The sequence below is a fragment of the Rhizobium sp. 2MFCol3.1 genome (assembly GCF_000377565.1).
Taxonomy (GTDB): Bacteria; Pseudomonadota; Alphaproteobacteria; order Rhizobiales; family Rhizobiaceae; genus Rhizobium.
The window spans coordinates 90,210-112,669 of the sequence record NZ_KB898364.1; the positions used below are offsets into that span (position 1 = coordinate 90,210).

At 62.5% G+C, this 22,460-nt stretch carries 20 protein-coding genes; 7 read left to right on the forward strand and 13 right to left on the reverse strand.

The annotated features are described in order from the left end of the window. Positions 1-56: 56 nt before the first annotated feature. Positions 57-410 (reverse strand): DMT family protein, encoded by a 354-nt coding sequence (locus D460_RS0121275; protein WP_018900615.1) that lies wholly within the window; start codon positions 408-410, stop codon positions 57-59. 226 nt (positions 411-636) lie between these two features. Between D460_RS0121275 and D460_RS0121280 the strand changes: the two genes are divergently transcribed. Next, entirely contained in the window at positions 637-1,923 is a 1,287-nt protein-coding gene (locus tag D460_RS0121280; protein WP_018900616.1) for an MFS transporter, read from the forward strand. Here the strand turns inward: D460_RS0121280 and D460_RS0121285 are convergent. Further along, positions 1,920-3,083: a GGDEF domain-containing protein gene (locus D460_RS0121285; protein ID WP_245267777.1), complete on the reverse strand. Its 1,164-nt coding sequence runs from the start codon at positions 3,081-3,083 to the stop codon at positions 1,920-1,922. The two genes, D460_RS0121280 and D460_RS0121285, sit on opposite strands and share 4 nt — an antisense overlap. 166 nt (positions 3,084-3,249) lie before the next feature. Next, on the reverse strand, positions 3,250-4,500 hold the full coding sequence (locus D460_RS0121290) for an MFS transporter (RefSeq protein WP_018900618.1): 1,251 nt from the start codon (positions 4,498-4,500) through the stop codon (positions 3,250-3,252). A gap of 525 nt (positions 4,501-5,025) precedes the next feature. Between D460_RS0121290 and D460_RS0121295 the strand changes: the two genes are divergently transcribed. Continuing rightward, positions 5,026-6,450, forward strand: a complete 1,425-nt coding sequence (locus tag D460_RS0121295) for a hypothetical protein (protein WP_018900619.1) — start codon at positions 5,026-5,028, stop codon at positions 6,448-6,450. A 516-nt stretch (positions 6,451-6,966) separates the two neighbouring features. Here the strand turns inward: D460_RS0121295 and dusA are convergent. Next, positions 6,967-7,998 (reverse strand): tRNA dihydrouridine(20/20a) synthase DusA, encoded by a 1,032-nt coding sequence (dusA, locus tag D460_RS0121300; protein ID WP_037111803.1) that lies wholly within the window; start codon positions 7,996-7,998, stop codon positions 6,967-6,969. A gap of 317 nt (positions 7,999-8,315) precedes the next feature. On the opposite strand from dusA, the gene D460_RS0121305 reads away from it, so the two are divergent. Together D460_RS0121305 and D460_RS0121310 are read left to right on the forward strand one after the other, a co-directional pair. Continuing rightward, positions 8,316-9,029: a fumarylacetoacetate hydrolase family protein gene (locus tag D460_RS0121305; RefSeq protein ID WP_018900621.1), complete on the forward strand. Its 714-nt coding sequence runs from the start codon at positions 8,316-8,318 to the stop codon at positions 9,027-9,029. Between the two features lie 113 nt (positions 9,030-9,142). Beyond that, on the forward strand, positions 9,143-9,673 hold the full coding sequence (locus tag D460_RS0121310) for a gamma carbonic anhydrase family protein (protein ID WP_018900622.1): 531 nt from the start codon (positions 9,143-9,145) through the stop codon (positions 9,671-9,673). Here the strand turns inward: D460_RS0121310 and D460_RS0121315 are convergent, their stop codons facing one another. Genes D460_RS0121315 through D460_RS0121325 form a run of 3 tightly spaced genes read right to left on the reverse strand, consistent with a single transcriptional unit; the run spans position 9,674 to position 11,857 of the window. After that, positions 9,674-10,072 (reverse strand): Fur family transcriptional regulator, encoded by a 399-nt coding sequence (locus D460_RS0121315; protein WP_018900623.1) that lies wholly within the window; start codon positions 10,070-10,072, stop codon positions 9,674-9,676. Next, complete coding sequence (locus D460_RS0121320) at positions 10,069-10,887, reverse strand: iron chelate uptake ABC transporter family permease subunit (protein WP_018900624.1); 819 nt, start codon at positions 10,885-10,887, stop codon at positions 10,069-10,071. Before D460_RS0121320 ends, D460_RS0121315 begins: the two co-directional genes overlap by 4 nt. After that, positions 10,880-11,857, reverse strand: coding sequence for a metal ABC transporter ATP-binding protein (locus D460_RS0121325; RefSeq protein ID WP_018900625.1), 978 nt, complete (start codon positions 11,855-11,857; stop codon positions 10,880-10,882). The genes D460_RS0121320 and D460_RS0121325 overlap by 8 nt, the downstream gene beginning before the upstream one ends. A 101-nt stretch (positions 11,858-11,958) precedes the next feature. Between D460_RS0121325 and znuA the strand changes: the two genes are divergently transcribed. The 3 genes from znuA to D460_RS36455 all read left to right on the forward strand — a co-directional run bounded on the left by znuA (position 11,959) and on the right by D460_RS36455 (position 14,471). After that, positions 11,959-13,002 (forward strand): zinc ABC transporter substrate-binding protein ZnuA, encoded by a 1,044-nt coding sequence (gene znuA, locus D460_RS0121330; RefSeq protein WP_018900626.1) that lies wholly within the window; start codon positions 11,959-11,961, stop codon positions 13,000-13,002. A 93-nt stretch (positions 13,003-13,095) separates the two neighbouring features. Next, on the forward strand, positions 13,096-14,301 hold the full coding sequence (locus tag D460_RS0121335) for a GTP-binding protein (protein WP_018900627.1): 1,206 nt from the start codon (positions 13,096-13,098) through the stop codon (positions 14,299-14,301). Next, on the forward strand, positions 14,298-14,471 hold the full coding sequence (locus D460_RS36455) for a hypothetical protein (protein WP_018900628.1): 174 nt from the start codon (positions 14,298-14,300) through the stop codon (positions 14,469-14,471). The genes D460_RS0121335 and D460_RS36455 overlap by 4 nt, the downstream gene beginning before the upstream one ends. A gap of 47 nt (positions 14,472-14,518) precedes the next feature. Here the strand turns inward: D460_RS36455 and D460_RS0121345 are convergent, their stop codons facing one another. The 6 genes from D460_RS0121345 to D460_RS0121370 all read right to left on the reverse strand — a co-directional run bounded on the left by D460_RS0121345 (position 14,519) and on the right by D460_RS0121370 (position 22,385). Then, on the reverse strand, positions 14,519-14,836 hold the full coding sequence (locus tag D460_RS0121345; RefSeq protein ID WP_018900629.1) for an RcnB family protein: 318 nt from the start codon (positions 14,834-14,836) through the stop codon (positions 14,519-14,521). A gap of 160 nt (positions 14,837-14,996) precedes the next feature. Next, a complete protein-coding gene (locus D460_RS0121350; RefSeq protein WP_018900630.1) occupies positions 14,997-16,610 on the reverse strand; it encodes a glycoside hydrolase family 43 protein in 1,614 nt (537 codons plus the stop codon). 228 nt (positions 16,611-16,838) lie between these two features. Beyond that, entirely contained in the window at positions 16,839-17,870 is a 1,032-nt protein-coding gene (gene mgrA / locus D460_RS0121355) for an L-glyceraldehyde 3-phosphate reductase (protein ID WP_018900631.1), read from the reverse strand. Positions 17,871-17,974: 104 nt separating this feature from the next. Then, entirely contained in the window at positions 17,975-19,108 is a 1,134-nt protein-coding gene (locus tag D460_RS0121360; protein ID WP_018900632.1) for a Gfo/Idh/MocA family oxidoreductase, read from the reverse strand. 8 nt (positions 19,109-19,116) lie between these two features. Further along, the gene (locus tag D460_RS0121365; protein WP_018900633.1) at positions 19,117-19,878 is read right to left on the reverse strand and encodes a sugar phosphate isomerase/epimerase; all 762 of its coding nucleotides are present in this window, start codon (positions 19,876-19,878) and stop codon (positions 19,117-19,119) included. 41 nt (positions 19,879-19,919) lie between these two features. After that, positions 19,920-22,385 (reverse strand): glycoside hydrolase family 2 protein, encoded by a 2,466-nt coding sequence (locus tag D460_RS0121370; RefSeq protein WP_018900634.1) that lies wholly within the window; start codon positions 22,383-22,385, stop codon positions 19,920-19,922. Positions 22,386-22,460: the final 75 nt, after the last annotated feature.

The following is a 22,460-nucleotide window of genomic DNA, read 5'->3' on the forward strand; positions in this document are numbered from 1 at the left end:
GACATGGACAATTTGTAATTCAATGACTTACCCGGTCCCATCAGGCGGGATCGCAATCAGCCACGAAAGATGAAAGACGCTCCGACCGCGATCAGCGCAAATCCAATCGCATGGTTCCACGTCAGGCTCTCGCCCAGCCAGAACACCGAGAAGCCGGAGAATACGACAAGCGTGATCACCTCCTGCATCGTCTTCAGCTGCGCGGTCGAATAGACCGCCGAGCCGATACGATTGGCCGGCACCGCCAGGCAGTATTCGAAGAAGGCGATCGCCCAGCTGACGATGATGGCGACGAAAATCGCCGTCCCCTTGTGCTTGAGATGCCCGTACCAGGCAAATGTCATGAAGACGTTGGAGGCAAGCAGCATGACGATCGGCCAGATGGCCGCGGGGCTGAGGGCAAAGGGCATGTGTGATTCCCGAGAGTTGAAGTTGGCGGCAGCATGTACCGCTGAACGGAAAGGCTTCAAGAGGTCGGGGATCCTCCGCGAAATATATCGTCTCCGAGACATCAGAACGTCACGCGCACCGGAACATTTCACCGGACCGACCGTTTGAGGCAGCACCGGAAGCCAGGCAGCCCGAATGATGTCTCTGGCGATCTCGGGTCAATGGGCCCTTTGGCGGAGACATGGCGTGAACTCAGTTTCGAACAGTGGTCTGTCCGGTCGCTCGCTGGTGGCGCTCGCGGTACTCAATTTCTTCCTCGCCGATGCCCGCGACGGCCTCGGCCCCTTTCTCGATGGCTTCCTTGCAACGCACGGCTGGAGCCCGATGACATTGGGTATCGTGGCAACCCTTGGCGGTATTCTCGGCCTGATCGCCACGCCCCTATTCGGAGCCCTTGTCGATGCCTCGCCGCACAAGCGCCTGCTGATCATCATGCCGGTTATGCTGGTCACGGCAGCCGCACTCTGGACGCTTGCCAGCCCGGGAAATGCCTCGGTTTTCGGTGGCCAGTCGATGACCGCGATCGTCGGCGCGGTGATCGGCCCGGCGCTGATGGGCTTGACGCTCGGGCTCGTCGGCGAAAGTGCATTCTCAGCGCAGGTCGCCCGCAACGAATTCTGGAACCATGCGGGCAACGTCTTTTCGCTCGCCTGCGTCTATGCCGCGACCATCGTCTGGGGGCTGAACGGCGTGATCGGCCTGATGCTCATCACCGCGCTCGCCGCGATCGTCGCCACGCTGGCGATCCGCCCTGAGGATATCGACAACGACGTTGCCCGCGGCCTAACCAAGGACAAGGACCTCGGCAACGAACCGGACGATGGATCGGCCGCCGCAGCCAGTCCCTCCGGCTATGCGGTGCTGGTAAATTCGCGCGGTCTCGTGCTGCTGGCGCTGACCTTGCTGGTCTTCCACTTCGGCAATGCGCCGATGAGCCGGCTCATCGCCCAGAACTTCTCCATCCAGCTCGGCACGCCCTTTCGCACCACCGCGATCGTCACCGGCGTGTCGCAGCTGTCGATGATTGCAATGGCGCTGCTCGCTCCCGTCCTCATCAAGCGCTTCGGCCTGACATCCGTCTTCATCATCGCGCTCTGCGCTTTACCGTTGCGTGGCGCGATCGCCGGCAGCGTGCCGAGCTTCGGCTCGATCTATCCCGTGCAGTTTCTCGATGGAGTCGGCGCCGGCCTGATCGGGATCGCGACACCGATCGCGGCCGAACGGATTCTCGCCGGCACCGGCCGCTTCAACGTCGGCCTCGGCGCGGTGATGACCGTACAGGGAATCGGCGCATCGCTGAGCAACGTGGTCGCCGGATGGCTGACCGACCGGGGCGGCTATGGCCTCGCCTATTGGGTGCATGGCGGTGTCGCGCTCTTCGCGCTGGCGCTTTTCATGCTCGGCCGCGAGGCAATCGCGCCGCGCGCATCGGCAAAGCTCAACGACATCGAACCGAAGGCAACGCGAGCCTAGGACGCCACGTGAATGGCGGGCGCTTCCCGCGCCGGCGTGCCTTCCAGCATCACCCGGTTGCGCCCGGCATCCTTGGCCGCGTAGAGGGCCGCGTCCGCACGACCGATCGTTTCCGTCAGCGACGCGTCGCTTGATGCCACGCAGGCAACGCCGAAGCTTGCGGTGATCTTGCCGACGCCGGCGACATCGGGCTGTCCGGCAGCCGAGAAGGCGAGCCGGATCGCATTCGCGACCTTGCCGCCATCGGCGAGCTCCGCGCCCGGCAGGAACGCTACGAACTCCTCGCCGCCGAAACGCGCGGCAAAGGCTCCTTCAGGCAGGCGCGCCTTCAGGAGTTCGGCGAGACCCGCGATCACGCTGTCACCGGCGGCGTGGCCATACGTATCATTGATCCGCTTGAAATGGTCGATGTCGCACAGGAGTATCGCGCCCTTCAGCGCGCCCCGCGCCTTCAGCCTCCTCGCCGTTTCCTCGAAGCCGCGCCGGTTGAGCAGGCCGGTCAGGGAATCGCTCTCGGCCGCATCCCGGTAGCGCTCGATCGTGTCGAGCGTCGTCGCAGCCAGCGCCGAAAGCGCAAAGAGCAGCGCTATGACCGACGCGCCCGCCTGCATGACAAACGCGTAAGTGGAGGTGCCGAAGCTCTCCAAATCGCCCCCAGGCGCGAATATCACCAGCAGGATGGCATTGCGGACGATCGCTTCAAGCACGATCAACGAGGCGACGCCGAGCAGGATGCGGTCGATCGCTCGGCGCGTGCTGCGCAGTGAAGAACCGATCGCGAAAATCAGCAAGGCCGAGCAGGCGATATCGCTGATGAGAAGCTCGGCCGGCAGGCTCTCGAGCACCAGCACCGCATAGGCGAGCGCCGCATATGCCACGACGCAGACGCCGAGCCGCAAAACGATGCGCGGCGGCCGCCGAAAGCGCTTCAGGAGCGCGCCACTGTAGAAATAGAAAGCGGAGAGAAAGAGCGCGTCGGCGCTGAGCGCCTGAACGGGGATCGGCAGCCAGGCGAAAAACATCGGCACCGAGAAGGCGAAGGCAGCGGAGAGAAAACCCACCGCCCAAAGGCTGGCTTCGCGCGATCCGAACCTTGAAACGACGAGGAAGGTGCAGCCGAAGGTCAGCATCATGACCGGAAGCATAAAGGCAAAATTCACTGCGGCACCCATCGAACGATGATGACGAGGCCCGGTGCGCAAACACCGCCTCGATGAAAAGCGCTAGCCACTCAACGTTAACAAAAGCCTACCTGCGGTAGACTACATATCGATCGATACGGGTGCAAGGGGCAGCCCCAGATTGTCGGAGGCCGCCCCTTGCCGCTCACGCGCGCAGGGCGCGGTGCGGCTCTCCGGCATCCTCCGAGCCGAAGCGCACATCTTTTTTCTCGTAGCCGAACGCCGCCAGCACGGCCACGACAACAGCCACGATGCCGGCGACGATCAAAAGCGCATAGGCGTAGTCGCCATTCCAGTGAGCCGCGAGGCCGGACTGGATCGTGGCATTGCCCGACGCCAGCAAATTGCCGAGCTGGTAGGCAAACCCCGGAAAGGTGCTGCGGACCTCATCCGGCGAAAGCTCGTTGAGATGCACGGGCACGATGCCCCAGGCACCCTGCACGAAGAACTGCATCAGGAAGGCGCCGATCGCAAGCAGCACCGGACCCGGCGCGTAGACCCACAGCGGCGCCACCGGCACGGCGATCAGCGCGGCAATGACGATCGCCTTCTTGCGACCGATCCGCTGCGACAGCGCCCCAAAGAACAGCCCGCCGCAGATCGCGCCGATATTGTAAACGATGGCGATCGCACCGGTGGTATAGCTGTCGTAGTTGCGCTGCGTCTCGAGGAAGGTGGGATAAAGATCCTGCGTGCCGTGGCTGAAGAAATTGAACGCCGTCATTAGCAGCACCGACCAGATGAACAGCGGAATATTCTCCCTGAGCACCGTCAGGAACGGCCGGCGTCCCCGCTCCTGCTGCTTCAGGAAGGCCGGGCTCTCCTTGACGCTGCGGCGGATATAGAGCACCAAAAGCGCCGGTGCTGCGCCGACAAAGAACATGCCGCGCCAGCCGATGATGGGAAAGAGCAGGAAGAACACGATCGAGGCCAGGAGATAACCCGATGGATAGCCGGCCTGCAGGATGCCGGAGACGATGCCGCGGCTCTCCTCCGGCACGGTCTCCATCACCAGCGACGCGCCAACACCCCACTCGCCGCCCATGGCAATGCCATAGAGCGCGCGCAGCACGATGAAAATGGTGAGCCCGGTGGAGAAGCCGGTGAGGAATTCGAAGATCGAATAGAGCAGCACATTGACCATCAGCGTGATCCGCCGCCCGTATTTATCTGACGCCAGACCGAACAGCAGCGCGCCGACGGGGCGCATCGCGAGCGTCAAGAGGATCGCCACCGAGACGGCGGGAACGTCGGTTTTGAATTCCGCGGCGATGTATTTGAGAACGAAGACGAGTATGAAGAAATCGAAGGCATCGAGCGTCCAGCCGAGATAGCTGGCGATAACGGTATTGCGCTGCTGCGGCGTCAGCCGGCGCAGGCTTTCCAATGCGGACATAACGAATCCTCCGTCCGAAAGCGGCGGCGAAGCGGGGCAAATCCGGATGCCGTCGAAGAGAGGGATCGCCCTGATATGGGCGGGGTGGAGCTGTGACAGGCAGCGCTTTTGAAACGTCAGCAACGCTGCCCTTGTTCCATCACATTTGTCGTGATCGCGCCGTGCTTATGGATGGCCTTATCGTCGCCACACGCAACCTCTTGCTAAGCGACCACCAAAGGGCGAGCGTTTCATTCTGGCGCAAAAATTCCGGCCAAGTACCTGCTTCTAAATAGCTATTGCGATTATTAGCAAAATGTGAGATATAAATGTCAGGTTGCATATGCAACCATAAAAAGCAAGCACAGATAGATTGCATCCATGCCGTCAATGCGCCCGCCAGTCTCTGGCGGCGATGATACCGCTTGCGAAAAATCGATGATTTTAGACTTGAGCAAGACAACAGCAGATCAACCGTCGGTCTGAGCAGTTCCAGCCATGCGCATGAAGACATCCTAGGCCGACCAGCCCCGAGGAGGAGGAGCCATGCCTTTCGATCTGACCCAACCGCTTTCGTGGGAGAGCGCTGCGGGAGACGCCGCCGTGATGCTCGACGAACTTCAACCGAATATCGTCAAGGCCCACACCCGCGAATTCCTGACCATCCTGTTCCTGAAGTTTTCCGACCCCGCCGGCGGCCGCGCGCTTCTGAAGGCGCTGTCGCAGCCGCCGACAGGCACGCCACTCCTGAAATCGGCAAAGACCCATCTTCAGGAGGTCAAGGCCTTCAAGGCGACGGGCACCAAGGGCACGCCCTATGTCAGCGTCGGCCTCACCGGCGATGGCTACGCGGCGCTGCAGATTCCCGCTCCGAAAATCCCGTCGGACGCCTCGTTCCGCTCCGGCATGAAGAATGCCGGCCTGAACGACCCGGCGCCTGGCACCTGGGAACCGCATTTCCGTGACGTCATCCACGCCGTCATCCTCGTCGGCGACCAGATGTCCGGCCCGCGCAACAAGGCGCTGACGGCGGTGCGCCACCTGATCCAGGGATGCCACGGCGTCCATATTCTCGGGGAGGAAAAGGGCCACGGCCTGCACAACAGCAATGGCGACGGCATCGAGCACTTCGGCTATGTCGATGGCCGCAGCCAACCGCTGTTCCTGACCGAGGATATCGATGATGAGCGCCTGACGGCCGACGGCGCCACCAACTGGGACCCGGCCTTTGCGCTGAACCGCGTGATCGTGCCCGATACCGCTGCCCCCGATCCCGCAAGGCACTTCGGCAGCTACTTCGTGTTCCGCAAGCTCGAGCAGAACGTAAAGCAGTTCAAAAAGCAGGAAAAGGCCTTGGCCAAGCGGCTGCATCTGAAGGGCGACGATGCAGAACGGGCGGGCGCCATGCTGGTCGGCCGCTTCGAGGACGGCACGCCGCTCACCACCCAGTTCGCAGACGGCAACCACCACCCGGTGCCCAACGACTTCGACTATGACAGCGACCCCAGCGGCGCCAAGTGTCCGTTCTTCGCCCATATCCGCAAGGTCAACCCGCGCGGTTCCGGCGGCTTCGAGCCCGTCGATGGCGAACGCCTGCACATCATGGCGCGGCGCGGCCAGACCTATGGCGTGCGCACCGACCAGCCCAATGACGGCCGCATCGAAAACAAGCCGAGCAAGGATGTCGGCCTGCTGTTCATGGCCTTCAACGCCGATATCGCCGAGCAGTTCGAGTTCGCGCAATCGACCTGGGCCAACAACCCCGGCTTCCCCCGCGTCCCCCCAGGCGCCGGCGCGCCGGGCCTCGACCTCGTGATTGGCCAAAGCCCCAACCCGCGCCCCGACATCCACTGTCCGGTCGAATGGGGCGGCACGACCACCGCGACCACGACCGCGACACCGCAGGCGGTGACGATGAAGGGTGGGGAATATTTCTTCATGCCGTCGTTGGCGTTTTGTCGGAGTTTGTAGGGGGGTGTCGGTCAAGGGCGGCGGCGTGACCGCCGCTCTGTCGGCATGATGTAGCTTGCACATCAGCAATTCACGAAAAATCACCACCACAATTTTCCCCGCGCCGAAACCCCGCCCTACACTGTCGGCGTCCCGTCATTGGATACACCGGCAGGCGTGCCGGCGAGGCGGGATCGGCGCGGAGCGTGAGGGTAGGACGCAAAACCTCACGGTCCGGGTCCGCGGAAAATGATCTCCCTCCGGTGACGGCGGTTTCCCTCGCAAGAGGGTGCCGAGTTGAGCCCGGACGTGCCTGTGAGGCACACATGGTCTCGCCGCGAAGTTGGGCGAGAAGGCAGAGAGATCGAAGTCGCGGATAAAAACCGCCGAGCGGGGCGCTGGGAAGCGCCATATCTTACTTACTCAATCGAGGTGATTTCCAGCGCCCCGTCAGAGCGAAGTTTGGAATGGTGGAAACACGGGCTTCCGGGCGGCGTGCGGTTTTGGTGTGCCGTGGAGACGTTGTGCCTAGCCCCCTCAAGCGCTAACCGCATCCTCCACCACACCGGAAAAATCCACCGCCGCGAAAGCCGCCGCAATCACCTCTGGCCCGGCCCCAGCCTTCACCGCATCGGTGGACAGAATCTGCCGATACCGCCGCGCGCCCGGCAGGCCGGTGAATAGCCCCACCATATGCCGCGCCACCTGCTGCAGCCGGCCGCCATCGGCGATGTGCCGCGCCGCGTAGTCCATCATCCGATCGCGCAGAAGCTCCCAATCGAAGGCCTGAGCCTCCGCCCCAAAGAAGCGATGATCGACATCGGCAAGCACGCCGGCATTCTGATAGGCCGCCCGCCCGAGCATCACGCCATCGACATGCCGCAGATGCTCTTCAGCCTGATCGAGAGTCTGAATGCCGCCATTGATGCCGATGAACACATCCGGCCGCGCCTGCTTGGTGCGGTAGACGATGTCGTAATCGAGCGGCGGGATCTCGCGGTTTTCCTTCGGCGACAAGCCCTTCAGCCAGGCCTTGCGCGCATGGATCCAGATCGCGTCGGCGTCGGCATCGAGCACCCGGTCGAGAAGATCGGGCAGCGCCTTCTCCGGCTCCTGCTCGTCCACCCCGATCCGGCACTTCACGGTAACCGGCACCGAGGACACCTTCTTCATCGCCCGGATGCAATCCGCCACGACCTCAGGCGTCAGCATCAGGCAAGCCCCGAAGGTGCCCGATTGCACCCGGTCCGAGGGACAGCCGACATTGAGGTTGATCTCGTCGTAGCCATAGGGCGCCGCGATCTGCAGCGCTTTCACCAGCTTCTCCGGATCAGACCCGCCAAGCTGCAGCGCCACCGGATGCTCGGCGGCGTCGAAAGACAGCAACCGCTCGCGCGGCCCGTGGATGATCGCGTCGGCCACGACCATTTCCGTATAGAGCAGCGCGTTGCGCGTCAGCTGCCGGTGGAAAAACCTGCAAAAACGGTCAGTCCAGTCGATCATGGGTGCAACCGCAAAGATCGGCCGCCGTGTTTCAAGCGCCTGTATGTAGAAATGCGATGTTGTCATGCCGCGCTCATAGCGCAAAGCGCGCGAAAACGCCAGTTTCCCCGCGCAGGGCAGCAATGCCGGAACGCAAAGCACAATAGCATATGACAAAGATCCCCTCCCCACCCTCCCCACAAGGGGGAGGGCTTAACCCGGCCGCGCTGTCGAACCTCAAATTGCGCAGACGGTTCCACGGGTCCTCTCCCCCCCTTGTGGGGGAGATGGCCGGCAGGCCAGAGAGGGTTTTGGCTCACAAGCGATTGAGGTCTTCCACGCTTTCCCCACGCTTGCTTTTGCGGCTAAGATGATCGGAATCAAGGAAACTGTAAGAGCATTTCATGTCCCTCTCCTCTTCCACCCCGGCCGCCGGCACCGTCATCCCGCTTCCAGCACCCGTCCTCATCCCCGTCGAAGGCACGTCCGATCGCTTTCCGGTGCGTCGCGTCTATTGCGTCGGCCGCAACTATGCCGACCATGCCATCGAGATGGGTCATGATCCGAGCCGTGAGCCGCCCTTCTTCTTCCAGAAGAACGCCGACAACCTTCTCGCCGACGGCAAGGACTTCCCCTACCCGCCGCTGTCGAACGACGTCCATTTCGAGGTCGAATGCGTGCTGGCGCTGAAATCGGGCGGCAAGGATATCGCGCTCGAAAACGCGCTCGACTGCGTCTACGGCTATGCCGTCGGCATCGATTTCACACGCCGCGACCTGCAGGCCGAAGCCAAGAAGCTCGGCCGCCCGTGGGAACTGGCGAAAGCCTTCGAACATTCCGCACCGGTCTCTTCGATCATCCCGGCCGCAAAGCTCGGCCACCCCGATGCCGGCCGCGTCTGGCTCGATCTCAATGGCAAGCGCGTGCAGGATGGCGATCTCAACCAGATGATCTGGAAGGTGCCTGAAATCATCGCCGAACTCTCGAAGCTCTTCGAACTCGCCCCCGGCGACGTGATCATGACCGGCACGCCGGCTGGCGTCGGCGCGGTGAAGCGCGGCGACCATATCGATTGCGGCATCGACGGCATCGCCAAGCTGTCGATCAACGTCGCCTAGAGCAATTCCAGCAAAAGTGCAGCGCGGTTTTGCGTCCGGAATTGCGTAACAGAGAGATAGAGCATTTTTGCCTTTCGAAGAAAGGCGGAAACGCTCTGAAGGGAGAAACGACCATGCCGATCTATGCGCTCTCGGGCCACGAACCGGATCTGCCGCCATCGGGCACATACTGGATCGCGCCGGATGCGCATGTGATCGGCAAGGTCACCCTCGGCGCCGATGTCGGCGTCTGGTTCGGCGCCGTGCTGCGCGGGGACAACGAGCCGATTACGGTCGGCGCGGCGACCAATATCCAGGAAGGCGCCATGCTGCACACCGATCCCGGTTATCCCCTCACGATCGGCGAAGGCTGCACAATCGGTCATCATGCGATTGTCCATGGCTGCGTGATCGGAAACAATTCGCTTGTTGGCATGGGCGCCACGGTGCTGAACGGCGCGAAGATCGGCAACAACTGCCTCGTCGGCGCCAATGCGCTGGTAACGGAAGGCAAGGAATTCCCCGACAATTCCCTGATCGTCGGCTCCCCCGCCCGCGCCATCCGCACCCTTGACGACAAGGCGATCGAAGGCCTCAGGCGCTCGGCGGAAAAGTACGTCGGGAACTGGCAGCGTTTTGCGCGCGATTTGAAGCGGCTGGATTAATTACGCCGCGCAAGCCTCGCAAAGCCCGCGGATCTCGATCGTCGTCTTCTCGGCCTTGAACTTCTTGGACTTGGTCCAGTCCATCAGGCGATGGTCGACTTCGTGGTCGTGGAATTCCATCACCTGGCCGCAGCTCTCGCAGATGGCGAAGGCGACGATGCCGTGGCTGTGGCAATTCTCGCCGGGATGCGCGCAGGCGACGAAGGAGTTGATGCTTTCGAGCCGGTGCACGACGCCATATTCCAGCAGCTTCTCCAGCGCTCGATAGACCTGCAGCGGCGCGCGAAAGCCGTGGTCGCGCAGCTTGTCGAGGATCGTGTAGGCGCTGAGCGGGCCATCGGCCTTTTCGAGAACGTCGAAGACAAGCGCCTGGTTCTTGGTCAGTGCGGGTGCGCTCATGAGCCTTGTCCTTCCGTGGCGGCCTGACCCCGCCCGAATTTGGGCAGCAGGCTGAGAATGAAGAGAATGAGAGCCGCGACCACGATCGAAGGGCCCGACGGCGTGTCGTAGGTGAGCGAGCCGAACAGCCCGCCGACCACGGCAACCGCCCCGATCAGCGAGGCGAGTACCGCCATGATCTCGGGCGTCGACGAGAAACGACGTGCAGCGGCAGCCGGGATGATCAGCAGCGACGTGATCAGCATGATGCCGACGATCTTCATCGCGATCGCGATGACGACGGCCATCAGCAGCATGAAGAACAGCCGCGCGCGCTCCGGCTTTAGCCCTTCGGCTTCGGCAAGCTCGGGATTGACGGTCGAGGCGAGCAGCGGCCGCCACAGCCAGGCGATCGCACCGAGCACCAGAATGCCGCCGCCCCAGATGAAGGCGATATCGGCCTTGGAGACGGCGAGGATATCGCCGAACAGGAAGGCGATGAGGTCGATGCGCACCCACGTCATGAAGGCGACCATGACAAGCCCGATCGCCAGCGTCGCATGCGAGAGAATGCCGAGCAGCGCATCGGCCGACAGCGCCTGCCGCTTCTGCAACAGGAGCAGCAGGATCGAGACGGCGGCCGCCACGACGAAGACCGAGAGCGTCAGGTTGAACTGCATGAGCAGCGACAGAGCCACACCAAGCAGCGCCGAATGCGAGATCGTATCGCCGAAATAGGCCATGCGCCGCCAGATGATGAAGCAGCCGAGCGGCCCCGTGGTCAGCGCCAGACCGACGCCGGCGATGATGGCGCGGACGAAGAAATCGTCAAACATGGCGCCCTCCCGCCGGATGCTTGTGCCCGTGCCCGTCATCGGCCGTATGATGGTGGGCGTGGTCATGGCCAGCATGCCCGTGGTCATGGCCCGCATGTCCGTGGTCATGATGCGCATGATCATGAGAGTGCCCGGAATGATCATGAGAGCCATGATCGTGGCCGTGGTGGTGGCCATCATCAGGGTGGCAATGATCCGTCACCGAGCCATCCGCATGCAGAACGCGGCCATCGGGGAGATGCGTATGATCGTGATCGTGACTATAGACGGCAAGCGACTGCGCCGCGCGGCTGCCGAACAGGCGCACATATTCCGCACTCTGCGTCACCGCCTGCGGCGTACCCCGGCAGCAGACATGGCCGTTGAGGCAGATCACGGTATCGGTCGCCGCCATGACGACATGCAGGTCGTGCGAAATCAGCAGGATGCCGCAACCCGTCGTGTTGCGGATCGTCTTGATCAGCTCGTAGATCGCGATCTCGCCGGAGAAATCGACGCCCTGCACGGGCTCGTCGAGCACGAGCAGATCGGGCTTGCGGGCAATGGCGCGCGCCATCAGCGCCCGCTGGAATTCGCCGCCGGAGAGATGCTGAACCTCGGCATTGCGCATGTGGGAAAGGCCGACGGCATCGAGCGCCTCGTTCATGTCACTTGCCGAAAGCGGCCCCGTCAACGTCATCAGCCGGCGCACGGTGAGCGGCAGCGTCCAGTCGATGGCGAGCTTCTGCGGGACATAGCCGACCTTGAGACCGGAGGCGCGGGTTACCTTGCCCTCGTCGGCCTTCATCACTCCGATCGCCGTTTTCACTGTGGTCGATTTGCCGGAACCGTTGGGGCCGATCAGCGTCACGATCTCGCCGCGCGAGACTGAAAAATCGACGCCGCGAACCAGCCAGCGGCCGTTTCTGCGGACACCGACATTGGAAAGCGAAACGAGCGGCCTCGCCTCGGAATTTGCGGGTAATGGCATCATTTTTCCGAAAGTGCTGTTGTGCCCTGCTATCGCACACGTTATAGCATAACGCAATTGATGTAATAACATTACCTATGCAATTCAAGCGGAGCATGCACATGAAACTCGCGACCGGCCTTTCCCTGGCGCTACAAGGCCTCGCACTCCCGGCCCTCCTCCTTGCCGGCACGGCCCACGGCGCCGACGCCCCCGTCGTCGTCACCTCGATCAAGCCGGTGCACTCGCTGGTCTCCGCCATCATGCAGGGCGTCGGCACGCCGGAACTCATCGTCGATGGCGCCGCCTCCCCGCACACCTATTCGATGAAGCCCTCCAACGCCAAGGCGCTGCAGGATGCCAAGGTCGTCTTCTGGGTCGGCCCGGGCATGGAAGCCTTTTTGGAAAAGCCGCTGGAAGCGCTCGGAGAGGATGCTAGCGTCGCCGAACTCGACAAGGCGCCGGGCCTGACCAAGCTGAAGTTCCGCGAGGGCGGCGCCTTCGAGGCGCATGACGATGGCGACCATGATGGCGATGCGCACGAGGCAGGCCACGACCACGCCAAGGAAGCGGCCGGTCATGATCACGATCACACCGCCGAGGCACATGGCGATCACGACCATGACCATGACCACGGGCACGGCGCCTTCGACACCCACCTCTGGCTCGACCCGATGAACGCCAAGGCCATGGCCGCCGAGATCACCACCACGCTGGTGGCCGCCGACCCAGCCAACGCCCTTGCCTACCAGGCCAATGCCGAGACGCTGAACGCCAAGCTCGACGCGCTCGACAAGGAGATCTCCGGCATCGTGTCACCGGTCAAGGACAAGCCCTTCATCGTCTTCCACGACGCCTACCAATATTTCGAAAACCGGTACAAGGTGCGCGTCGCCGGCTCGATCACCGTCAGCCCGGAAACCATTCCCGGCGCAGAACGGATCGCCGAGATACACAAGAAGGTGGCGGACCTTGGCGCAACCTGCGTCTTCGCCGAACCGCAGTTCCAGCCGAAACTGGTCGATGTCGTGCTCGAGGGCACCAAGGCCAAGGCCGGAGTACTCGATCCCGAAGCAGCAACGCTCGATGCGGGCCCGGATCTCTATTTCAAGCTCATGCGCGGGATCGCCAACAATCTGAAGGACTGCCTGTCGCGCGAAAGCTGAGGCCAGCCCCACCGCATATCGAAAAAGGCGGGCACACAGTCCGCCTTTTTCAGGTCCATGAGTGTAATATAATAACATTAACTGGAGATCAAAATGAACAGGAAACTGCCGGTCACCGTCCTCTCCGGCTTCCTCGGCGCCGGCAAGACGACGCTTCTCAACCACATACTGGCAAACCGCGATGGCCTGCGCGTCGCCGTGATCGTCAACGACATGAGCGAGGTCAACATCGACGCCGCACTGGTGCGCGATGGCGGCGCCAACCTGTCGCGCACGGATGAGGCTTTGGTCGAGATGACCAATGGCTGCATCTGCTGCACGCTGCGCGACGACCTCCTGAAGGAAGTCCGCCAGCTCGCCGAGCAGAACCGCTTCGACTACTTGCTGATCGAATCCACAGGTATCGCCGAGCCCCTGCCCGTCGCCACCACCTTCGAGTTCCGCGATGAGGACGGCATGAGCCTGTCCGATGTCGCCGAGCTCGACACCATGGTCACCGTCGTCGACGCCGCCGGCCTGCTCGCCGACTACGCCTCCACCGATTTCCTCGGCGATCGCGGCGAGACGGCGGGCGACGGCGACGACCGCACTGTGATTGACTTGCTGGTCGAGCAGATCGAGTTCGCCGACGTCGTCATCCTCAACAAGGTCGGCACCGCGACCGCCGAGCAACTGCAGGCCGCCCGCCAGATCGTCGTCGGCCTGAACCCGGACGCCCGGCTGATCGAAGCCGATTTCGGCAAGGTCCGGCCGCAGGAGGTGCTCGGCACCGGCCTGTTCGACATCGACAAGGCCGAGACCCATCCGCTCTGGTACAAGGAGATGCATGGCTTCAACGACCATGTGCCGGAAACCGAGGAATACGGCATCCGCTCCTTCGTTTATCGCGAGAAGCGTCCTTTCGATCCGACGAAACTGCAGCGCTTCTTCGATACCGCCTGGCCGGGCGTGGTGCGCGCCAAGGGCTTCTTCTGGCTGGCCACCCGGCCGCATCATGTCGGCGAGGTCAGCCAGGCCGGCGCCATCCTGCGCACCAGCCGCATGGGCACATGGTGGTCGGCAGTGCCGAGGGAGCGTTGGCCGGACGATCCGCGCTTCATGACCGCGATCGGACCCTACCTGCACCCCGTCTGGGGCGACCGCCGCCAGGAGATCGTATTCATCGGCGCCGACCCGATGGACGAAGCCTGGATCCGCGAGCGTCTCGACGCATGTCTTGTCAGCGCCGAGGACTTCACCCCGGACAAATGGCGTAACATGCCCGACCCGTTCGCCCGCTGGGGAGATCAGGCCGCATGAAGGCCCAAGCGATCAGGAGATATCAATGCGTCTGCGAGGAATGCGACCCGCTGCCGCCGATCGAGGGGCTGGCAGCGCCACCCGAGGCAGAAGAGCGCAAGCCGGGTGCCGGCGTTCTCGGCCGGCTGGCAGCGCGGCTGGCGCGCAATACGCCCGAAAGGCAGACATGAAAAAGGGCGGCTAAAGCCGCCCTTTCAACATAACTCACGTCGAGCGATCAGCGGCCGGTGATGATGTTGGAGATCACATTGCTGGCAATGTTGATCATCAGGTAGTCGTTGTTGACCTGCACCCAGCGATAGCCGCGCGGCGGAGGCGCCAGGCGGTAGCGGCGATAATCGCGCACTTCGCGCATGTTGCGGCGCTCGGCAGGGCTCATGCGATGGCCGCGGCTCCACTTGTACTTTGTGACATGCACTTCACGCTCCACGTGAACGGGGCGGCGATGATGTTCCTGGGCGCTAGCTCCGGTTGCGGCAACCAGTGGCGCGGCCAGGAAGGAAGCGGAGAGAAGAACGGCAAACATCTTTTTCATCGGGGTTTCCTCGTGTTGAACACGCCCCATACCTAGCCCCGAAATGATGAACCGAATCTGAAAGTTTGATTAAATTTGAGTAATGAAAACACATGTTTAAAAGCATATATTAAATTAGCAGATTCGACATCACCTTGCGACAAGGCGATGTCGCTCCCCTTTACAGCTCGTCGTAATTGAACCAGTCGAAATCGGCCGTCTTCGCGCGGCCCGACGTATCGAAGGCAAAGACGCCGGCGAATGCGCCGGTAAACGAGCCATGCTCACCGCGCCCGCCTTCGTCTGAAACCACGCCGGCGTCGAGCACCGGACCGATCGCCCGCCACGCGCCCATGCCCTCTGCCTGCCAGAAAAACTGTAGGTCGTTATCGCGGATTTCCATGGAAAGCTGGACACGGCCGCTGGAGGGAAGCGCCTCGCCACTGCCGGCGGGAAAGCTCAGCCGGCCGTTCGGATAATCGCCGTCGCAGGAGAGGATCGTCACGCAGCGTCCAAGCTTTTCGTGCAGCGTCACGGCGACCGCGTGGAACTTGTGCCGGTTGTAATAATGTGTCAGCCCGGCCACCTGCTGGTAGGTGTCGGGATCGAATTCGACGACCGTCTCGGCCCGGAAGCTGTGATGCTCCTGCCGCCGCGCCACCAGCGCCTGCTCGAACCATGAACCGATGCTCTCACGGGCAATCAGCCTCAGGTGACCAGGCCGCTCCGTGAGGTTGAAGATCCGCTCCGGCTTCGGCGTCCGCAGCCACTGGAAGTCCGCTGGAAGCGTAGCACCATCGAAGCTGTATTCGCTGCGCATCGGCTTCTCGGCCTGCACAGCACCGCCAAGTCCCGGCACGGTGACGTCGGGCACCGTGGTGCCATTCTCAAGATAGAGCCAGCCATCGTCCTTCCAGACGCATTTCTGCAGGCTGGTTTCTCGGCCGAGCGTGCAACGCCGCTTCGGCGGCATCGGCCGGCCGCAGAGGTGCGTGTGATAGACCTGGCCGTCCGGGGTCTCGACATACTGCCCATGCCCTGCCCGCTGCAGGATGGCCTCCGGGTGGTCCTTCGAGGTGATGAGGTGCTTGTTCGGATGCATCTCGTAGGGACCGGCGATGTCGCGCGACCGCGCCATCGTTACCGCATGGTCGTAACCCGTGCCACCCTCGGCCGTCGTCAGATAATAATAGCCGTTGCGCTTGAAGAGATGCGGCCCCTCGACCAGCCCGAGCGAACTGCCGGCGAAGATGTTCCGGATCGGCCCCTTCAGCGATTTCGTTTCAGCGTCCCATTCCTGCAGCAGGATACCGTCGAAGGCCGGAGACTTCGGCGCGCCGCCAAAGCTCTCGGTGCGGTGGTTCCACTGCATGTTGAGAAACCACTTGCGGCCATCCTCATCATGAAAAAGCGACGGGTCGAAGCCGGACGAGTTCACATAGATGGGCTCCGACCACTCGCCCTCGATATCAGGCGAGGTCACGATGTAATTATGCGCATCCTTGAAGTTGCCGTCGATGCGCTTGACGTCGGTATAGACAAGCCAGAACAGCCCGTCGGCATAGGAGAGACAGGGCGCCCAGACGCCGCAGCTATCGGGATTGCCGCGCATGTCGAGCTGCGACGCCCGCTCCAGAGGCCGCCGTACCAGCGTCCAGTTCACCAGATCGCGCGAATGGTGAATCTGCACACCAGGATACCATTCGAAGGTCGAGGTCGCGATATAGTAATCCTCGCCGACACGGCAGATCGACGGGTCCGGATTGAAACCCGGCAGGATTGGATTGCGGATCATCAGGGCCACCTCCTCCGAATGGCGATTTTGGGCGATAGCGCACCGCCCTCATCCCTGTGCCCAGGCTTCGCCCGGGCGATGTCACAGGGATCCAGTCAGCCCAAGTCCTTGGGCTGAAAAGACATTTCTCACCGTGCGGACGCGCGGTTGCTGGATTCCTGTGACGAGCACAGGAATGAGGGAAAAATAGAGGGCGGCGCCAGCAGGAAGCGAGCGCCACCCAAAACCCTACTCCCGCTCCGCTGACTTCGCCCAGAGATTGATGTCCGCCTCGCGGGCGTAACCATCGATCTCCTTGAGCTCCTCGGCCGTGAACTGCAGATTGTCGAGCGCCTTGACGCAGTCGACGATCTGCGACGAGCGGCTGGCGCCGATCAGCGCGGAAGTCACGCGGTCGCCGCGCAGCACCCAGGCGATCGCCATCTGCGCCAGCGTCTGGCCACGACGTTCCGCGATCTCGTTGAGCTTGCGGATGTTATCGATGATCTGAGGGCGGATGAAGTCCTTCTTCAGGAAGTGGTTCTGCGCCGCGCGGCTGTCCTGAGGGATGCCGCCGAGATACTTCGTCGTCAGCATGCCCTGCGCCAGCGGCGAGAACACGATTGAGCCCATGCCCACCTCATCAAGCGCGTCGAGCAGCTTGTCGTCCTCGACCCAGCGGTTGAGCATCGAATAGCTCGGCTGGTGGATGAGGCATGGCGTGCCGAGATCCTTGAGGATGGCGGCCGCTTCGCGGGTACGCTGCGCGTTGTAGGACGAAATGCCGACATAGAGCGCGCGGCCGGAGCGCACGATATGGTCGAGCGCGCTGCAGGTTTCTTCCAGCGGCGTATCGGGGTCGAAGCGGTGCGAATAGAAGATGTCGACATAGTCGAGACCCATGCGCTTCAGGCTCTGGTCGCAGGAGGCGATCAGATACTTGCGGCTGCCCCACTCGCCGTAAGGGCCCGGCCACATGTCGTAGCCGGCCTTGGACGAGATGATCAGCTCATCGCGCAGGCCAGAAAATTCGGTGCGCATGATCTCGCCGAAGGCGGTCTCGGCGCTGCCCGGAGGCGGGCCGTAATTGTTGGCGAGGTCGAAATGGGTGATGCCGAGATCGAATGCCGTGCGGCACATGTCGATCTTGCGGTCATGCGGCGTGTCGCCGCCGAAATTGTGCCAGAGGCCGAGCGAAACGGCCGGCAGCTTCAGGCCGGAACGGCCCGTGCGGTTGTACTTCATCTTCGAATAGCGGTCGGAAGCCGGTTGCCAGCTCATAATCCTCATCCCTCATGTAGAAACGGCGCGGGCTCCTCGCCCGCGCCGGACCATAGACCTTTAGGCACGTACTTCAAGAGTGCCAATCACTTCAGAAGCGCCAATCACTTCAGAAGCGCTTGGGCCTCTTCGATGCCGAGTGCGGCCGGCTGCGTGCAGGTCGTCGTCAATTCGATGAAGCGGCCTTCCTCGCCCGACTTCAGGATCGAGGTCATGACGTCGACGCCGTGCAGCGTGCGATCGAGCGAGCAACGCGCATCGCGGCCCTCGATGATCGCCATCGCCATGTCGGCGAGACCGGCCGTACGATAGTTGGCGCGCGGTCCCTGCGGGCTCTCCTGGTTGGAGATGCCGAAGGGGTGCTCCCAGCCGTCGAGCGGCTTGATGTCCTTGTCCTTGCCGCTTGCCTCGACCACGCCGCCGAAGAAGTTCGGATCCGGCACGTAGAGCGAACCGTCGGTGCCGTAGAGCTCCATGTTGGCATGGCGGTGGGACCAGACGTCCCAGCTTGCGGTCAGCGTCACGGTCGCGCCGCTTACGAATTCCAGGATCGCCTGGATCGTCGTCGGCGTCTTCACCGGGATCGTCTCACCGTTGCGGGGCTCGCTGGTGATCGTGCGGGTCGGCGACGCCATCGAGGTCATCGCTCCCACACGCTTCACCGGACCGATCAGGTTGATCAGGTTGGCGATGTAGTAGGGGCCGAGATCGAGGATCGGGCCGCCGCCGGGCAGGAAGAAGAAGTCCGGGTTCGGATGCCACATCTCCATGCCCGGGCTCATGACATAGCATGCGCCCGAGGTGACACGGCCGATGCCGCCCTCGTCGATATACTTGCGGGCAAGCTGATGCGCACCGCCGAGGAAGGTGTCGGGCGCGCAACCGACGGAGAGGTTCTTTTCCTTGGCGATGCGGCGCAGTTCCTCACCCTGCTCGAGGGTGAGAACCAGCGGCTTTTCCGAATAGACGTGCTTGCCGGAGAGCAGGATCGCCTTCGACACGGGGAAGTGCGCGTCCGGGATCGTCAGGTTGACGACGACGTCGACCTCCTCATTGGTGAGCAGGTCCTCGATCGTCTGCGCCTTGACGCCATATTCGGCGGCACGGGCTTCGGCGGCCTGCATGTTGAGGTCGGCGCAAGCGACGACCTTGAGGCCCTTGAACAGCGGGGCCAGCGAAAAATAGGTGGTGGAGATGTTGCCGCATCCGATGATGCCGACGCCAAGTTCCTTGGTCATGATGGTCCTCAGTAGGTCTTGAAGGATGCGATCGAGCGGGTGATCAGGCGATCGATATCGGCGGGATTGTCATGCTCGACGACGTAGTGCTTGGTCTTGGTGCCCTTCAGCGCCGCAACGAGCTTCGACCAATCAAGCGTGCCGTGGCCGACATCGGCCCAGCCGTCTTCATTCTTGTTCTCGCCAGCTGGCGCGATGTCCTTGACGTGCGCCGAAGTGATGCGGGAACCGAGCTTCTCGATCCATGCGAAGGGATCGGCACCGCCACGAACGACCCAGGCTATATCCGCTTCCCAGGAAATGTCGGGCGCGCCTTCGAAGATGCGCTCGATCGGCAGCGAGCCGTCGGCGAGCTTCACGAATTCGAAGTCGTGGTTGTGCCAGCCGAACTCGTAGCCCGCGTCCTTGTAGGGCTTGCTCATTTCCTGCAGGCGCTTGCCGAAGGCCAGCCAACCGGCGCCGTCGGTCGGGCGCTCATCGGCAGCCAGATGCGGCGCATAGATGGAATCCATGCCGAGGATCTTGGCAATGTTCAGCGACTTCTTGACTTCACCATCGAGGAAATCGGGGCTGAAGTGGCCGCTCGCCATGGTGAGGCCGTTCTTGTCGAGTTCGGCACGCAGGCCCTTCAGACCGGCATCGTCGAGATCGGCATAAATGCCGCCGAAGCCTTCGACTTCCTGATAGCCGGCCTTGCCGAGCTTTTCGAAGATCGCCGAATAGGGCTGGAAGTTGCGGGCGCTATAAAGCTGGAAACTCAGTTTCGTCATAATATCCTCCTCGGGCCTCGTGCCCATTCATTTAATCAGGATCAATCCACGGACTGACAGGACTGCAGGTCGTAGAAACGGAAGTCCGGCAAGGCGCCATCAGCAAGCGGCGTGGCCGGGGTAAAGGTGATGCGGCGCGTCTCGCCCGCCGCCAGATCGAAGGCATTGTCGGAGTATTTGCCGTCGGTCTCGGTTTCGATCATCACGAAGAGCGCAAGTCCCTTCGCGGTGACGTTGAGGCAGACGGAGCCGTCCTCCTCGACATATTCGTGCGTGACCATCAGGCCGGCGGGCTCGAGTTCTAGCGCCTTGTAGGTGCCGTGCACATAGTGCCCCTCGCCGCCCATGCCGTTCGACGCCGTGAAGCGCCAGGCAAGCAGCGTGCCCGAGGGGATCTCGGTAACGTCGATGCTGGCAGCCGTCACCGCCGCGTCGGGCGTGCAGACCGCCTGCACATCCTTGAGGTGCTTGCGCTCGCCCTTCATGTCGATCACCGAGATCGACAGGTCGACGCTGACGTCATCGAGCGTATCGTTGACCAGCGAGAAGCGGATCTGCTTGCCGTCGTCTGATGGGATGGCGGCGACAGCGACCGGCTGGAAGAAGCGCTTGACCAGATAGTGCATCGCCTTCCAGCGACCGCCGTAATCAAGGCTCGACCACGAGGCCACCGGCCATGTGTCGTTGAGCTGCCAGTAGATCGTGCCCATGCAATGCGGCTTCAGCGACCGCCAGTATTCCACCGCCGTCTTGATCGCGAGCCCCTGCTGGATCTGGCTGAGATAGACGAAGTTCGGGAAATCCTTCGGGAAGCGGAAGTAGCGGAACATCGTGCCGGCGATGCGCTCGTTGCCGCCGGCATTCTTCTGGTGCAGCTCCATGACCGGAGATGCGACGTTCATGTCCTTGGCCTCGGCATAGGTCTTGATGACGGGCAGCGAGGTGTAGGACTGGAAGCCGAATTCCGAGCAAAAGCGCGGGCGAACGGAACGGTAATTGTCGAACGACTTGTTCTCGTGCCAGACCGACCAGTAGTGCATATCGCCGGAGCCATCGGCATGCCAGGCATCGCCGAAGTCGAGATAGCCGGAAGCCGGGCTCGACGGCCACCAGATCGCATCCGGCGCCGCCTTCTTCATCGCCTGCTCGATCACCCGGTTGAGGCGGTCGTAGGAGACCAGATAGCGGTCGCGGTCCTTGCGCGATTCCTCGAACCATGTGAGCGCGCCCACCAGCTCGTTGTCGCCGCACCAGAGCGCGATCGACGGATGCGAGTTCAGGCGGCGAACCTGGTAATCGACCTCGAGCGCGACATTGTCGAGGAAGTCCTCGGTCGAGGGATAGAGATTGCAGGCGAACATGAAGTCCTGCCAGACCATGAGACCGAGACGGTCGCAGAGATCGTAAAAATGGTCATGCTCGTAGAACCCGCCGCCCCAGACGCGGATCATGTTCATGTTGGCCGACTTGGCCGATTGCAGCAGGTCCTCGGTCTTCTCCGGCGACGACAGCGAAAACAGCGCGTCGGCCGGGATCCAGTTGGCGCCACGGCAGAAGATCTCGCGGCCGTTTACCTTCAGCGCGAAACGGGCGCCGGCAGCATCAGGCGTGGTGATGAGCTCGACGGTGCGAAGACCGATCTGCTTGGTGACAGCATCCGCAGGCAGATCGACGGTCAGCGCATAAAGCGCCTGCTCGCCGCTTCCCGCCGGCCACCAGAGCCGCGGCTTGGCGATCTCGAACACATGATTGACGACAGTCTCGCCGGCGCCGACGCCGACATCGAGCCGCACCCGCTCGCCATCAAGCGAGAAATGCACCGGCACGATGCCTGGGTTCTTAGAGAACAGCGTCGCCGTGACCTTGAGATCGACGGAACCGTCGAGATTGTGCACCTGCTGCGTCGTCACATGCTCGATGCGCGCGGTGTCGAGACGGCGCAGCGCGATCGTGCCGTAAAGACCGAGCGGCGCGATCGCGATGTTCCAGTCCCAGCCGAAATGGCACTGCGGCTTGCGCAGCATGTTGCCGTTGGGGATCGGCGAATTGCCGGTCGAATAGGGAATGTAGAAGGGCTGCTTGCCCTGCCGGTCGGCACCCGCCGCGATGCTCGAATGCAGCACGATGCGGATGACATTCTCGCCGGATTTCAGGTGGCTGCTGACATCCGGCCGATAGCGGCGGAAGCTGTTGTCGGCCACGAGCGTCGGCGAGCCATTGATGAAGACGGCGGCCACTGTATCGAGATAATCGATATCGAGATACCAGTCGCCATCGGGCTCCGACACCGTGAAGCTGCGCTCGATCGACCAGTCGCGATGCGCCACCCACTGCACGACCTCTTCGTTGCGGCCGAAATAGGGATCGGGGATGAGCTTGGCGGCATGAAGCGCCGAATGCACGTCGCCAGGAAGCGTGATCGGCGCGGTGATTTCACCATCCGTGGAGGTGAGCTTCCACGAGCCTGAGAGGTCGAGGTTGAACCCGTTGGTGGGCAAGGATGTCATAGCACTGTCCGATCAGGTCGCTCTTGGGAAAACCCGTCACCGGGCTGCGGCCGAATGTAGTATAGGAAGAACGGG